Consider the following 13368-nt stretch of genomic DNA (forward strand, 5'->3'; position numbering starts at 1 on the left):
AGGTCTAACTGCATTGCTGTCTACAATATCGATGCGCGCATTATAGCCCGAATGCCACGGTGAAACAGAAGGCTAAAGTCAGGTACAACAACTTAGGCTCGCCATTAGGCTGTGCTACCGCCTAAAAGCACGCTAGACTGCAAGCCATTCACAGCCAATAGAATCCCGCAGATGACAGATATGCCCTCAGTAACTACGCCAGTGCTTGATCGTTATGCAGTGTTTGGCAATCCGATTGGTCACAGTAAATCGCCCTTTATCCATGGACAGTTTGCGTCCCTTACGCAGCAGCCTTTGAGTTATGAGGCGATTCTGGCGCCCATCGATGGTTTTGAAGCGAGTTTACGAGCATTTTTTCAGGCGGGAGGAAAGGGCGCAAATGTGACAGTTCCCTTTAAAGAGCAAGCCTTTGCTCTCTGCGACAGCCTAAGTGCCGAAGCGACGCTGGCGGGGGCGGTCAATACCCTAAGCTTGTTGGCCGATGGCACTATTTATGGTGATAACACCGATGGTTTGGGGCTGGTGGCCGATCTTATTCGCCATCTCGGCAGTTTGCAGCATAAGCGGGTGCTCTTGGTGGGGGCTGGTGGCGCGGCGCGCGGCTGTATCTTGCCATTGCTTAAGGCTGAAGTGGGTCAACTAGTCATCACTAACCGCACTCAAAGTAAGGCGCAGGCCTTAGTGGATATTTTTAGCCAAGTACAAGAAGGGCGCTACTGCGATAAACTCCAGGCGATGTCGATGCCTGAGTTGTCGGGGGAGTACGATTTAGTGATTAACTCGACCTCAGCGAGTCTCGCGGGAGAGTTACCGCCACTACCATTGTCCATCATCGGCAACAAAACGGCTTGCTACGATATGATGTATGGCGCAAAACCAACGGCATTTAATCAATGGGCTGTGCAACAGGGCGCAGCGCAAGTGATTGATGGACTGGGTATGCTTGTCGGTCAGGCGGCAAAGAGTTTTGCGCTCTGGCGTGGCGTCGAGCCAGATACCTCAGGAGTGCTTAAATTGCTCAGGGACAAACTACAGGCCGATGCGCAATAGAGGCTCAAGAGGAAGATAAGATGAATCAGAGTATTTTATTCCCCGATCTGCAACATTGGGATGAAACCCAAAAGCACATTTGCTTTATTGCCCAGCAGCAGGGAATGAACATTAAGTGTTATATCAGCGCGCAGAAGCTGGCGCAGTTAAATGACTTTTCGCCTCAGCCTAATAGCGATGAAGCGGCCGCCATGTTAGCGCTATTTGATGCGGTGCGATTCGATGCCGAAGAAATGGCAGAAGCCTTAATTGAAGCAGAAGAGTTTGATGAGTTTGGCGCAGTGCACTTAGGCTAAGAGCAAAATGAACAAGATGGCAGCGTAAACACTGCCATCCAATTTAATAGAAACACTACTCAGGCTGAGGTTCTGCCAAGTATTCGTTTTTCAAGCGCACATAGTTATCCGCGGATTCAGGTAAAAACTTCAATTCCGCTTCGGTTAAAGGTCGCGCCTGTTTTGCAGGGCTGCCGACATATAAGTAGCCGCTCTGCAACACCTTACCCGGCGGTACTAACGAACCCGCACCTAAAATCACATCATCTTCTAATATGGCACCGTCGAGGATAATCGCGCCCATCCCGACTAATACACGATTGCCAACTTTGCAGCCATGCAACATCGCCTTATGCCCAATTGTCACATCATCACCAATGATCAGTGGATGACCCTCTGGACGAGAGGCGGATTTACGGGTCACGTGCAATATGCTGCCATCCTGTACATTGGAGCGCTTACCAATACGAATATGGTTTACGTCACCACGCGCCGCCACCATAGGCCAAATACTGGCGTCTGTATCTAAAGCGATATCACCAACGAGTACCGAAGCTGGGTCTACATACACATTATCGCCGAGTTGTGGATGAATCCCTTGGTAAGTTCTGAGTGGCCCTGACATAAAAAAGTCCCTAATTGAGTGGTTTTTCGCATTATAAAGGCTAAAAACTGACTGGTCAGGTCAAATATCCAACGAACAGCGTAAAAAAGCTAATTATCTTCAATTTAGGGGTTGCACAAAAAGTTCTGCTGCCTATAATGCGCATCCACTGACACGGCAGACAGCGAAAGCAACCGCGGTATCAGTGCGAATCGAATGCAAAATGTGCAGTTGATTCGAAAGCCTCAAGAAGTTTGCAAAAACGCCTTGACGCGACAAGGGAAATGCGTAGAATACGCAGCCCTGACCCGCTGAGCGGTAACGCGAAAGCTGAGGTCAAATGCTCTTTAACAATCTAAACAAGAAATCTGTGTGGACACTCACAGGTGTTGAGTTAATCGAAATTACTCTGCCGTTTGGCGAGTAATCAAAGAATTAAATCAATGAATGAGTGTTCATAGCAATATGTACAACGACTTATTAAGTTAAGTCGATTCAGAATTCATTGAGCCGAATCTTCGGATTCACAAAACTTTTAATTGAAGAGTTTGATCATGGCTCAGATTGAACGCTGGCGGCAGGCCTAACACATGCAAGTCGAGCGGCAGCACAAGGGAGTTTACTCCTGAGGTGGCGAGCGGCGGACGGGTGAGTAATGCCTAGGGATCTGCCCAGTCGAGGGGGATAACAGTTGGAAACGACTGCTAATACCGCATACGCCCTACGGGGGAAAGAGGGGGACTTTCGGGCCTCTCGCGATTGGATGAACCTAGGTGGGATTAGCTAGTTGGTGAGGTAATGGCTCACCAAGGCGACGATCCCTAGCTGTTCTGAGAGGATGATCAGCCACACTGGGACTGAGACACGGCCCAGACTCCTACGGGAGGCAGCAGTGGGGAATATTGCACAATGGGGGAAACCCTGATGCAGCCATGCCGCGTGTGTGAAGAAGGCCTTCGGGTTGTAAAGCACTTTCAGTAGGGAGGAAAGGTTGTAAGTTAATACCTTGCAGCTGTGACGTTACCTACAGAAGAAGGACCGGCTAACTCCGTGCCAGCAGCCGCGGTAATACGGAGGGTCCAAGCGTTAATCGGAATTACTGGGCGTAAAGCGTGCGCAGGCGGTTTGTTAAGCGAGATGTGAAAGCCCCGGGCTCAACCTGGGAATTGCATTTCGAACTGGCAAACTAGAGTCTTGTAGAGGGGGGTAGAATTCCAGGTGTAGCGGTGAAATGCGTAGAGATCTGGAGGAATACCGGTGGCGAAGGCGGCCCCCTGGACAAAGACTGACGCTCAGGCACGAAAGCGTGGGGAGCAAACAGGATTAGATACCCTGGTAGTCCACGCCGTAAACGATGTCTACTCGGAGTTTGGTGTCTTGAACACTGGGCTCTCAAGCTAACGCATTAAGTAGACCGCCTGGGGAGTACGGCCGCAAGGTTAAAACTCAAATGAATTGACGGGGGCCCGCACAAGCGGTGGAGCATGTGGTTTAATTCGATGCAACGCGAAGAACCTTACCTACTCTTGACATCCAGAGAATTCGCTAGAGATAGCTTAGTGCCTTCGGGAACTCTGAGACAGGTGCTGCATGGCTGTCGTCAGCTCGTGTTGTGAAATGTTGGGTTAAGTCCCGCAACGAGCGCAACCCCTATCCTTATTTGCCAGCGCGTAATGGCGGGAACTCTAGGGAGACTGCCGGTGATAAACCGGAGGAAGGTGGGGACGACGTCAAGTCATCATGGCCCTTACGAGTAGGGCTACACACGTGCTACAATGGCGAGTACAGAGGGTTGCAAAGCCGCGAGGTGGAGCTAATCTCACAAAGCTCGTCGTAGTCCGGATTGGAGTCTGCAACTCGACTCCATGAAGTCGGAATCGCTAGTAATCGTGGATCAGAATGCCACGGTGAATACGTTCCCGGGCCTTGTACACACCGCCCGTCACACCATGGGAGTGGGCTGCAAAAGAAGTGGGTAGCTTAACCTTCGGGAGGGCGCTCACCACTTTGTGGTTCATGACTGGGGTGAAGTCGTAACAAGGTAGCCCTAGGGGAACCTGGGGCTGGATCACCTCCTTACCTATACGACTAACTCGATGTTTGGTTGGTAAGAAACTGCTCCATGCGTTTCTTACACACGGCACATCCATGTGCCTGAGTGTTCACACAGATGGCTTGTTGAACTTCTCGAAAGAGGAGGGAGAGCGAAATGTGCCGCGAGCCGGTAAGCATTGTTCTTTAACAATTTGGAAAGCTGATAGTAATTAATACAATGATGTCTGTCGTTGTGTTAATACGAAAAAAATTGAGTTCTTAAAACACTTTTTAAGTGTCTTGAATATTCAAGTCTAAGGCGAGTCCATCTTCTTGGTCGAAGATGAGACAAGTAAAACCAGCTGGTCGCAACAATTCAAGTGAAACTCATTTGGGTTGTATGGTTAAGCGACTAAGCGTATACGGTGGATGCCTTGGCAGTCAGAGGCGATGAAGGACGTAGTAACTTGCGAAAAGCGTTGGCGAGCTAGTAACAAGCATTTGAGCTAACGATGTCCGAATGGGGGAACCCGGCCGCATAAGCGGTCATCATGTAGTGAATACATAGCTACATGAGGCAAACGAGGGGAACTGAAACATCTAAGTACCCTTAGGAAAAGAAATCAACCGAGATTCCCCTAGTAGCGGCGAGCGAACGGGGATTAGCCCTTAAGTCAGAGGGGTGTTAGTGGAATGGTCTGGAAAGTCCAGCGGCACAGGGTGATAGCCCCGTACACGAAAACTAACCTTTGATGAAAACGAGTAAGGCGGGACACGTGATATCCTGTTTGAATATGGGGGGACCATCCTCCAAGGCTAAATACTCCTGACTGACCGATAGTGAACCAGTACCGTGAGGGAAAGGCGAAAAGAACCCCTGTGAGGGGAGTGAAATAGAACCTGAAACCGTATACGTACAAGCAGTGGGAGCGGTTCTTGAGACCGTGACTGCGTACCTTTTGTATAATGGGTCAGCGACTTACGTTTTGTAGCGAGGTTAAGCGAATAGCGGAGCCGTAGGGAAACCGAGTGTTAACTGCGCGTTTAGTTGCAAGGCGTAGACCCGAAACCCGGTGATCTAGCCATGGGCAGGTTGAAGGTTGAGTAACATCAACTGGAGGACCGAACCGACTAATGTTGAAAAATTAGCGGATGACTTGTGGCTGGGGGTGAAAGGCCAATCAAACCGGGAGATATCTGGTTCTCCTCGAAAGCTATTTAGGTAGCGCCTCGGACGAACACCTTTGGGGGTAGAGCACTGTTAAGGCTAGGGGGTCATCCCGACTTACCAACCCTTTGCAAACTCCGAATACCAAAGAGTGCTATCCGGGAGACAGACGGCGGGTGCTAACGTCCGTCGTCAAAAGGGAAACAACCCAGACCGTCAGCTAAGGTCCCAAAGTGTATGTTAAGTGGGAAACGATGTGGGAAGGCTTAGACAGCTAGGATGTTGGCTTAGAAGCAGCCATCATTTAAAGAAAGCGTAATAGCTCACTAGTCGAGTCGGCCTGCGCGGAAGATGTAACGGGGCTAAACATACCACCGAAGCTACGGGTGCAATCCATTAGGGTTGCGCGGTAGAGGAGCGTTCTGTAAGCCGTTGAAGGTGAAGGGGTAACCCACGCTGGAGGTATCAGAAGTGCGAATGCTGACATGAGTAACGATAAAGGGGGTGAAAAACCCCCTCGCCGAAAGACCAAGGGTTCCTGTCCAACGTTAATCGGGGCAGGGTGAGTCGACCCCTAAGGCGAGGCCGAAAGGCGTAGTCGATGGGAAACAGATTAATATTTCTGTACTTCCGCTAACTGCGATGGAGAGACGGAGAAGGCTAGGCTAGCGCGGCGTTGGTAGTCCGCGTTTAAGGTGGTAGGTGGAATGCTTAGGCAAATCCGGGCGTTCTTAACACTGAGAGCTGATGACGAGTCCCCAAGGGGATGAAGTAGTTGATGCCATGCTTCCAGGAAAATCTTCTAAGCTTCAGGTTAGCGGGAATCGTACCCCAAACCGACACAGGTGGTCGGGTAGAGAATACCAAGGCGCTTGAGAGAACTCGGCTGAAGGAACTAGGCAAAATGGTACCGTAACTTCGGGAGAAGGTACGCTGCTGTTGGTGATGGGACTTGCTCCCTAAGCTGACGGCAGTCGCAGATACCAGGTGGCTGCAACTGTTTATCAAAAACACAGCACTGTGCAAAATCGCAAGATGACGTATACGGTGTGACGCCTGCCCGGTGCCGGAAGGTTAATTGATTGGGTTATCGCAAGAGAAGCTCATGATCGAAGCCCCGGTAAACGGCGGCCGTAACTATAACGGTCCTAAGGTAGCGAAATTCCTTGTCGGGTAAGTTCCGACCTGCACGAATGGCGTAATGATGGCCACGCTGTCTCCAGCCGAGACTCAGTGAAGTTGAAATTGCGGTGAAGATGCCGTATACCCGCGGCTAGACGGAAAGACCCCGTGAACCTTTACTATAGCTTGGCACTGAACATTGACCCTACATGTGTAGGATAGGTGGGAGACTTTGAAGCGGGAACGCTAGTTCTCGTGGAGTCGTCCTTGAAATACCACCCTTGTAGTGTTGATGTTCTAACTTGGGCCCCTAATCGGGGTTAAGGACAGTGCCTGGTGGTAGTATTGACTGGGGCGGTCTCCTCCCAAAGAGTAACGGAGGAGCACGAAGGTTGGCTAAGTACGGTCGGACATCGTACGGTTAGTGCAATGGCATAAGCCAGCTTAACTGCGAGACAGACACGTCGAGCAGGTACGAAAGTAGGTCATAGTGATCCGGTGGTTCTGAATGGAAGGGCCATCGCTCAACGGATAAAAGGTACTCCGGGGATAACAGGCTGATACCGCCCAAGAGTTCATATCGACGGCGGTGTTTGGCACCTCGATGTCGGCTCATCACATCCTGGGGCTGAAGTCGGTCCCAAGGGTATGGCTGTTCGCCATTTAAAGTGGTACGCGAGCTGGGTTCAGAACGTCGTGAGACAGTTCGGTCCCTATCTGCCGTGGGCGTTGGATGATTGAGGGGAGTTGCTCCTAGTACGAGAGGACCGGAGTGAACGAACCGCTGGTGTTCGGGTTGTCATGCCAATGGCATTGCCCGGTAGCTATGTTCGGAATCGATAACCGCTGAAAGCATCTAAGCGGGAAGCGAGCCCCAAGATGAGTCATCCCTTGGACTATAAGTCCACTAAAGAGCCGTTCGAGACTAGGACGTTGATAGGTCAGGTGTGTAAGCGTTGTGAGGCGTTGAGCTAACTGATACTAATGACTCGAGAGGCTTAACCATACAACCCAGATGGGTTTTACTAAGTAATACTTAGACGAATACAAACACTTAAGAAGTGGCACTCAATCCAGCTTTCCGAATTTAATTTACTGCCTGCATGAGATAAGACGGGTAAGTAAATACCAAATTTGCTTGGTGACAATAGCATTGTGGTCCCACCTGATCCCATCCCGAACTCAGAAGTGAAACGCAATCGCGCCGATGGTAGTGTGGGGTCTCCCCATGTGAGAGTAGGTCATCGCCAAGCGCCTAATTTAGCTTAATGTGCAAACGTTAAGTTAAAGGAGCGGTAGTTCAGTTGGTTAGAATACCGGCCTGTCACGCCGGGGGTCGCGGGTCGAGTCCCGTCCGCTCCGCCAACATTAAGAGATAAGCCTCTGCAGCAATGCAGAGGCTTTTTTCGTTATGTCGTTTTGTCTATTTCCGCTTACAACGAATTCGTCGACTGGGATATCACAGATAACGGCTTACTTTTGGCGAGTCGTTATCTACTTGGTTTTTGATTAAAAGAGCTTAGCGATTTGTTTATGATAAACTGCTCATTTTTATGGTGAGGCTGGCTAGTTTTTCATTTGTGGGTGAGGTGGTTGTGCGCCACTTGGCAGTATTGAACTGTGTTTCTGCCCACAGATAAATTAAACGGTATAATGTTTACCAATTTTTACGAGTAATAAAATGAATTGTCGCCTAGGCTGTGGTGCTTGTTGTATTGCACCTTCAATTAGCAGTGGGATCCCTGGAATGCCAAATGGTAAGGCGGCTGGGGAGCGCTGTGTGCAGCTCAGTGATGATAATTTGTGTTTGATTTTCGGCTCGCCTGATCGTCCTGCGGTTTGTAGTGATTTTGAAGCGTCTTTAGATGTCTGTGGGGATTCTAACGAAGAGGCGCTTTGGTTGATCACAAACCTTGAATCTCAAACATCTCAATAGTTTATTGCTGACAGGTGAATTATGCAGTTAACACGCTATACCGACTTTGGTGTTCGCACGCTGATGTATTTGGCGGTTCAGCCCGATAGAACAACCCTTTTTAGGATCGCAGAGATTACCGAGGTCTTCGATTTGTCACCAAATCATGTCTCGAAAATTGTGCATCACTTAGGCAAGTTAGGTTATCTAGAAACCATACGCGGTAAGATGGGGGGCTTTCGTTTAGGTAAACCGGCGAGCGAGATTAATCTTGGGCAACTCATTCGTGCGTTAGAGAACTCGCTGGCACCGATTGATTGCAGCAAACCTTACTGCCGCTTCACTCCCGCCTGTCAGTTGAAGGGCGTATTAGCCCAAGCGGTTGAGGCGTATTTAAGCGTGCTCGATCAATACAGCTTGGAGGACATTGTAAGCAATCGAAATGAGTTGCTAGCATTGCTGCCAGATATGACTATTTCTGTCTTACAGTTGGATTAGCGCCTTTTTCATGGGCTAGTTCGATGGGCAACAAGCGTGATGTCGGTACTAGCTCAATTCCTTCCGCCTTTAGGCGTGCTAAGTTCGTTTTTAAGAAGTGAATGGTTTCGGGGTAAGGATGCGCGATGGCCACTAAACTGCCTTGCGCGTGAGCCTGGCTTATCATCAAGTTAAACTGTTTTTCCAGCGCTGTTGCACTGACGTCATTATCGAGAAAGAGTTGGCGTCGTAGCAGTGGCACGCCGAGTAAATCTGCCTTATCTCCCGCCTTAGTGAATTTGGTGGTCATGCTATCGACAAAGTAGAGCTGCTTCTGCTTTAGCGTTTCCATTACCCATAACATAGGATCATCGAGCTGCGTCAGCAGGCTCCCCATATGATTGTTGGCACCTTTAGCGAAGGGCACGCTGGCGATAGCAGCAAGTACACTGCTACGTATCTGTGCTTCGCTCATTTTGTTGGTTAAACCGCCAAGCCCTAAGGCTTTACCATTGAGTGCCTGCATGGGTAAGTGCAGCATAATCTCGTGGCCTTTGGCGTGTGCGGCTTTGGCTAGCTTATTGCTGAGCGGCGTGTGTGGCAGCACCGATAAGGTGACTGCGCAGGGGAGTGAAAGCACGGCTTCGTCGGTGTGACGATAGCCGATGTCATCGATGATCAAGGCGATTTGAGCTGCATTGCTTGGCGCAATACTGATAGCCAAAAGGGCCAATATATAAAATAGACGCACTATTTCTTCTTATTAGTCATGATGTTGTATCCAAGAAATAGCGGAAATGACTATGTTGTCTTGGCTGACATCGGTTCGTGCTGAGATGGCGTCGATTATAGCCATATTCTTTTGATTGGGGCCAGTTTCGGTTGCAACTTTGATATCTGGCACTATGCCGATAGCGTGGATGTTTTCCCCTTTGGGTGTGTTGTACTGGGCGATAGTGAGCTTGATGGCATTGCCGTCGTTCAGTATGGGGATCAGGCTTTGTACTGTGCCTTTGCCGAAGCTGGTTTCACCGAGCAGCTTGGCGCGACCATTCTCTTGTAGGGCTGCGGCGAGGACTTCGGAGGCGGAGGCCGAGCCTTTATTGATCAGCACTAACATAGGCACATTGGTCAGCATGGTTTGGGGGGAGGCGTAATAGTCGGAATTGGCATCGAAGAAGCGGCCTGAGGTAGAGACGATTCGTCCTTTAGCTAGAAACAGGTCGGCAATTTTGATTGCCTGATCCAGCAAGCCGCCGGGATTATTGCGTAAATCTAAAATCAAGCCCGTAAGATGCGCGTTTTGCCACTGGCTTAAACTGCGCACCATATCCTCGGTGGAGTTTTCTTGAAAGCTGCTGAGCCTAATATAGCCGATATTACCATCCAGTAATTTGCTGGCGACAGATTGAATCGTAATAGTGCTGGGCTTAAGGGATACCTCGAACTGGGCGTCATCATTATGGTGCTTTAAGGTTAGGTGAATACTCTGATTGCTGAGGCTATGTTGTTTGATTTGATTGAGGATATCCGCAAGATTGGTTTCGGTGGTTGGCGTGTTATTTAGCTTGATAATGATGTCACCCGCTTGGATACCTGCCTGTTCGGCGGGCGAGTTCGCAAAGGGCGCGATAATGCTGATATGGTCTTTATCGCTAGCGACCTCAAAACCAAAGCCGAAGTATTCGCCGCGATTGGAGTCTTTTAAGTCGAGTAACTCTTGGTGATTTAAAAAGCTGGAATAGGGATCTAAGTGCTCAAAAATCCCTTTAATGGCCGCTTGCACCAGCTCATCTTTGGAAACGGTTTTAACGTAATAGGTTTCGACCGTTTCTAATACATCCTGCAATAGCGGGTAGTCGAAGTCACTCTGATATGATTTGGCATTCTCTTGGCTGGAGAGGCTAATGGATAGGCCTAGGCTTAGGCCGAGTCCAAGGCAGACGATATTGCGGATTAGATGTTTCATAGCCGTCCCCGATGTTGATGGGGACGGCCACCTTAGCGACAGTACTGATTAACGACAGTACTTGGCTGGATCGACCGCTTGCCCCTTATACCTTATTTCAAAGTATAGGCCAGGCTCTGTCTGTCCACCCGAACGTCCGACTAAAGCAATTGCTTCACCGGTTTTGACCATGTCTCCAGGGCTTTTTAACAGGGCCTGCGCATGGCCGTAGAGGCTCATATAACCTTTACCATGGTCTATCACCATCACCATACCAAAGCCTTTAAGCCAATCGGCATAGATGACTTTACCGCCAGAAACCGCGCGAATATTTTGTCCTTCGGGCGCAGAGAGCATAGTGCCTTTCCACACCACTTGGCCCGATCTCGGGCTGCCAAAACCAGCAGTAACACGGCCCTTTGTTGGCCATTTGAGTTTACCGCCTTGTTTATCGAAGCCTTCCATCGAAGGATTGTCACGCATGGCCTTAAGCGCTTGTTCAACCACCCGTTTTAAGCTGGCCTCTTCAATTTGCAGTTGTTCGAGTTCGGCACCTTTAGTATTTAAGGTGCGCTGTAATTCATTGAGGGTTAATTGGCGTTGATCTTGTTCTTGATTCAAGCGCTTAGATTGCACTTGTTGCTCGGCCATCAACTTAGTTAATTGTTTTTGCTTGCTGGTTTGGGTGACTTTAATCTCATCCAGCTCTGTGATGGTTTGTTTTAACTCGTTAATCGACTTCATCCGCGCTTTGTTGAGATATTGGTAATAGGCCAACATCCGCTCAATAGTGGCGGGACTTTGCTGATTCAGCATCATCTTAGTGTAATCGTGGTTACCGGCTAGGTATGCGCTCGCAAGTTGTTTTGAAAGTGTATTTTGCTGGCTCACCTTGAGGGTTTCTAACTCTTCCTGGCGTTGCTTGAGTTCGGCAAGCGTATTATCAATCTGCGCCAAACTGGTTTTGGTGCTATTGACCTTTTTGGCTGCCGCCGCAATCGCCTCTTCATCGCTGCGTAGCAGTGCGAGTAACTTTTCCCGCTGCTTACTGGTGTTTTTAAGCGCGCTTTGTTGTTGGTTGATTTGCGCTTGGATGGATTTCAACTCGGACTGACGCTTCTCCAAATCAGAAGCGTAGACCGAGAAAGATAACATCATAAAGCCAGCAATAATGCTGGCTTTAACGGGGAGTCGAGTGCTCACTAGGTAACAACTACTCTTTAACGTGGATTAAGGGCTTACCCGTCATCTCTGCGGGAATGGTTTCACCCATCAGGTGCAGAATCGTTGGGGCGACATCACTCAGTTTACCACCTTCATCTATGGTGGCGTCACGGCCAACAAACACAAAGGGTACGAGTTCACTGGTGTGCGCCGTATGGGCTTGGCCAGTGGTCTCGTCGGTCATCTGCTCGGCGTTGCCGTGGTCGGCGGTAATAATACATTCGCCGCCTACTTTTGCCAGTGCGTCAACTACGCGACCGATACAGGCATCGACAGCTTCGCAGGCTTTAACCGCCGCATCGAAGTTACCAGTATGACCCACCATATCACCGTTAGGGTAGTTACAGATAATCACATCGTATTTAGCGGATTCAATCGCTGCGACTAATTTGTCCGTCAGCTCGGTTGAGCTCATCTCAGGTTGTAAGTCGTAGGTTGCCACCTTAGGTGAGTTGATCAGGATACGATCTTCACCGTTGAATGGCTCTTCCTTACCGCCGTTGAAGAAGAAGGTGACATGGGCGTATTTTTCAGTTTCTGAGATACGTAACTGAGTACGGCCACGATTTTGCAGCACTTCACCTAAGGTATTTACTAGGTTTTCAGAAGGATAAGCGATAGGCGCTTTGATATCGGCCGCATATTCGGTCAGCGTTACAAAGTTAACCTTTGGCGTCACTGCACGTTCAAAACCGTCGAAATCGGCATTGATAAAGCTGCGGGTGATTTGACGAGCACGGTCGGCGCGGAAGTTCATGAAAATCAGCGCATCGCCATCGTTCAAGCTGGCAACCTTGCCTTCGCTATCGGTAATGGCTGAAGACGACACAAACTCATCGTTTTCGTTACGCTCGTAAGCCGCTTCTAATGCGATTACGGCGTTATCGTATTGGAACTTCGCCTTGCCTTGGGTGATCAGATCGTATGCCTGTGACACGCGGTCCCAACGGTTATCACGGTCCATAGCAAAGTAACGACCAATAATCGAGGCGATACGGCCATGGCCCAATGTAGTAAACAGATCATCAAAGTGGCTTAGGCTGCCTTTGGCGCTGCGAGGTGGGGTATCGCGACCATCTAAGAAGGCGTGTAAGTACACTTTAGTGGCGCCGCGAGCAACTGCCATACGGCACATGGCTTCGATATGCTCTTCATGGCTGTGTACGCCACCGGGAGAGAGCAGGCCCATAATGTGCACCGCACCACCGGCTTTGATGGCCGCATCTACGGCATCGCAAAGGGCTGGGTTTTGTTCAAACTCATGATCTGCAATGGCTTTGCTAATGCGGGTCAGCTCTTGGTACACGATTCGGCCAGAACCTAAGTTGATATGGCCTACTTCAGAGTTTCCCATCTGCCCATCGGGCAAGCCTACATCTAAGCCTGAGCCTGAAATTAAACCGTGGGCATATTGGGCATTGAGACGGTCGAGTACTGGTGTGTTAGCGTGGTAAATCGCATTCATATGCGTATTTTCACGGTAACCCCAGCCATCGAGGATCAACAACGCGATTGGACGTTTAGTTGTCGTCATGGTGATACCTTTAAAGT

The 13368-nt window shown here is 49.6% G+C and carries 9 protein-coding genes, 1 tRNA gene and 3 rRNA genes; 8 read left to right on the plus strand and 5 right to left on the minus strand.

The window, feature by feature from the left end; genetic code table 11:
- The first annotated feature begins 171 nt into the window (after positions 1 to 171).
- Positions 172 to 1050 (plus strand): shikimate dehydrogenase, encoded by an 879-nt coding sequence (gene aroE / locus ACUZ8J_RS00460; RefSeq protein WP_446692781.1) that lies wholly within the window; start codon positions 172 to 174, stop codon positions 1048 to 1050.
- Between the two features lie 20 nt (positions 1051 to 1070).
- Positions 1071 to 1346 carry a DUF1488 domain-containing protein gene (locus tag ACUZ8J_RS00465; RefSeq protein ID WP_011620874.1) on the plus strand — a complete coding sequence of 92 codons (276 nt, stop codon included), beginning with the start codon at positions 1071 to 1073 and terminating at the stop codon, positions 1344 to 1346.
- Positions 1347 to 1401: 55 nt separating this feature from the next.
- Here ACUZ8J_RS00465 and ACUZ8J_RS00470 read toward each other — a convergent pair whose 3' ends face one another.
- Positions 1402 to 1950 (minus strand): gamma carbonic anhydrase family protein, encoded by a 549-nt coding sequence (locus tag ACUZ8J_RS00470; protein WP_086904512.1) that lies wholly within the window; start codon positions 1948 to 1950, stop codon positions 1402 to 1404.
- 515 nt (positions 1951 to 2465) lie between these two features.
- Here ACUZ8J_RS00470 and ACUZ8J_RS00475 point away from each other — a divergent pair.
- The 6 genes from ACUZ8J_RS00475 to ACUZ8J_RS00500 all read left to right on the plus strand — a co-directional run bounded on the left by ACUZ8J_RS00475 (position 2466) and on the right by ACUZ8J_RS00500 (position 8666).
- Positions 2466 to 4008: ribosomal RNA gene (locus tag ACUZ8J_RS00475) — 16S ribosomal RNA — on the plus strand.
- Positions 4009 to 4365: 357 nt separating this feature from the next.
- A 23S ribosomal RNA gene (locus ACUZ8J_RS00480) occupies positions 4366 to 7259 on the plus strand.
- A gap of 131 nt (positions 7260 to 7390) precedes the next feature.
- Positions 7391 to 7506, plus strand: a 5S ribosomal RNA gene (gene rrf, locus ACUZ8J_RS00485).
- Together the 16S, 23S and 5S rRNA genes with 1 tRNA gene alongside form the textbook arrangement of a ribosomal RNA operon.
- 36 nt (positions 7507 to 7542) lie before the next feature.
- Positions 7543 to 7618, plus strand: a tRNA-Asp gene (locus ACUZ8J_RS00490).
- Positions 7619 to 7934: 316 nt separating this feature from the next.
- Positions 7935 to 8189, plus strand: coding sequence for a YkgJ family cysteine cluster protein (locus ACUZ8J_RS00495; protein ID WP_011624688.1), 255 nt, complete (start codon positions 7935 to 7937; stop codon positions 8187 to 8189).
- Positions 8190 to 8210: 21 nt separating this feature from the next.
- Positions 8211 to 8666, plus strand: a complete 456-nt coding sequence (locus tag ACUZ8J_RS00500) for an Rrf2 family transcriptional regulator (protein WP_037431159.1) — start codon at positions 8211 to 8213, stop codon at positions 8664 to 8666.
- Here ACUZ8J_RS00500 and ACUZ8J_RS00505 read toward each other — a convergent pair.
- The 4 genes from ACUZ8J_RS00505 to gpmM are packed head-to-tail and all read right to left on the minus strand — an operon-like array spanning position 8641 to position 13351.
- Complete coding sequence (locus ACUZ8J_RS00505) at positions 8641 to 9396, minus strand: divergent polysaccharide deacetylase family protein (protein ID WP_317520566.1); 756 nt, start codon at positions 9394 to 9396, stop codon at positions 8641 to 8643. The two genes, ACUZ8J_RS00500 and ACUZ8J_RS00505, sit on opposite strands and share 26 nt — an antisense overlap.
- Before the next feature lie 12 nt (positions 9397 to 9408).
- Positions 9409 to 10614, minus strand: coding sequence for a S41 family peptidase (locus ACUZ8J_RS00510; RefSeq protein WP_218678108.1), 1206 nt, complete (start codon positions 10612 to 10614; stop codon positions 9409 to 9411).
- A gap of 48 nt (positions 10615 to 10662) precedes the next feature.
- Positions 10663 to 11796, minus strand: coding sequence for a murein hydrolase activator EnvC family protein (locus ACUZ8J_RS00515; RefSeq protein ID WP_037414470.1), 1134 nt, complete (start codon positions 11794 to 11796; stop codon positions 10663 to 10665).
- Positions 11797 to 11806: 10 nt separating this feature from the next.
- Entirely contained in the window at positions 11807 to 13351 is a 1545-nt protein-coding gene (gpmM, locus tag ACUZ8J_RS00520) for a 2,3-bisphosphoglycerate-independent phosphoglycerate mutase (protein WP_037414468.1), read from the minus strand.
- Positions 13352 to 13368 lie beyond the last annotated feature (17 nt).

It is taken from the genome of Shewanella sp. Koi 1 (assembly GCF_052907445.1).

Bases quoted from the DNA above. Each gene is read 5' to 3' on its own strand.
- aroE (WP_446692781.1), top strand. From the start codon at position 172: ATGACAGATATGCCCTCAGTAACTACGCCAGTGCTTGATCGTTATGCA.
- ACUZ8J_RS00465 (WP_011620874.1), top strand. From the start codon at position 1,071: ATGAATCAGAGTATTTTATTCCCCGATCTGCAACATTGGGATGAAACC.
- ACUZ8J_RS00470 (WP_086904512.1), bottom strand. From the start codon at position 1,950: ATGTCAGGGCCACTCAGAACTTACCAAGGGATTCATCCACAACTCGGC.
- ACUZ8J_RS00495 (WP_011624688.1), top strand. From the start codon at position 7,935: ATGAATTGTCGCCTAGGCTGTGGTGCTTGTTGTATTGCACCTTCAATT.
- ACUZ8J_RS00500 (WP_037431159.1), top strand. From the start codon at position 8,211: ATGCAGTTAACACGCTATACCGACTTTGGTGTTCGCACGCTGATGTAT.
- ACUZ8J_RS00510 (WP_218678108.1), bottom strand. From the start codon at position 10,614: ATGAAACATCTAATCCGCAATATCGTCTGCCTTGGACTCGGCCTAAGC.
- gpmM (WP_037414468.1), bottom strand. From the start codon at position 13,351: ATGACGACAACTAAACGTCCAATCGCGTTGTTGATCCTCGATGGCTGG.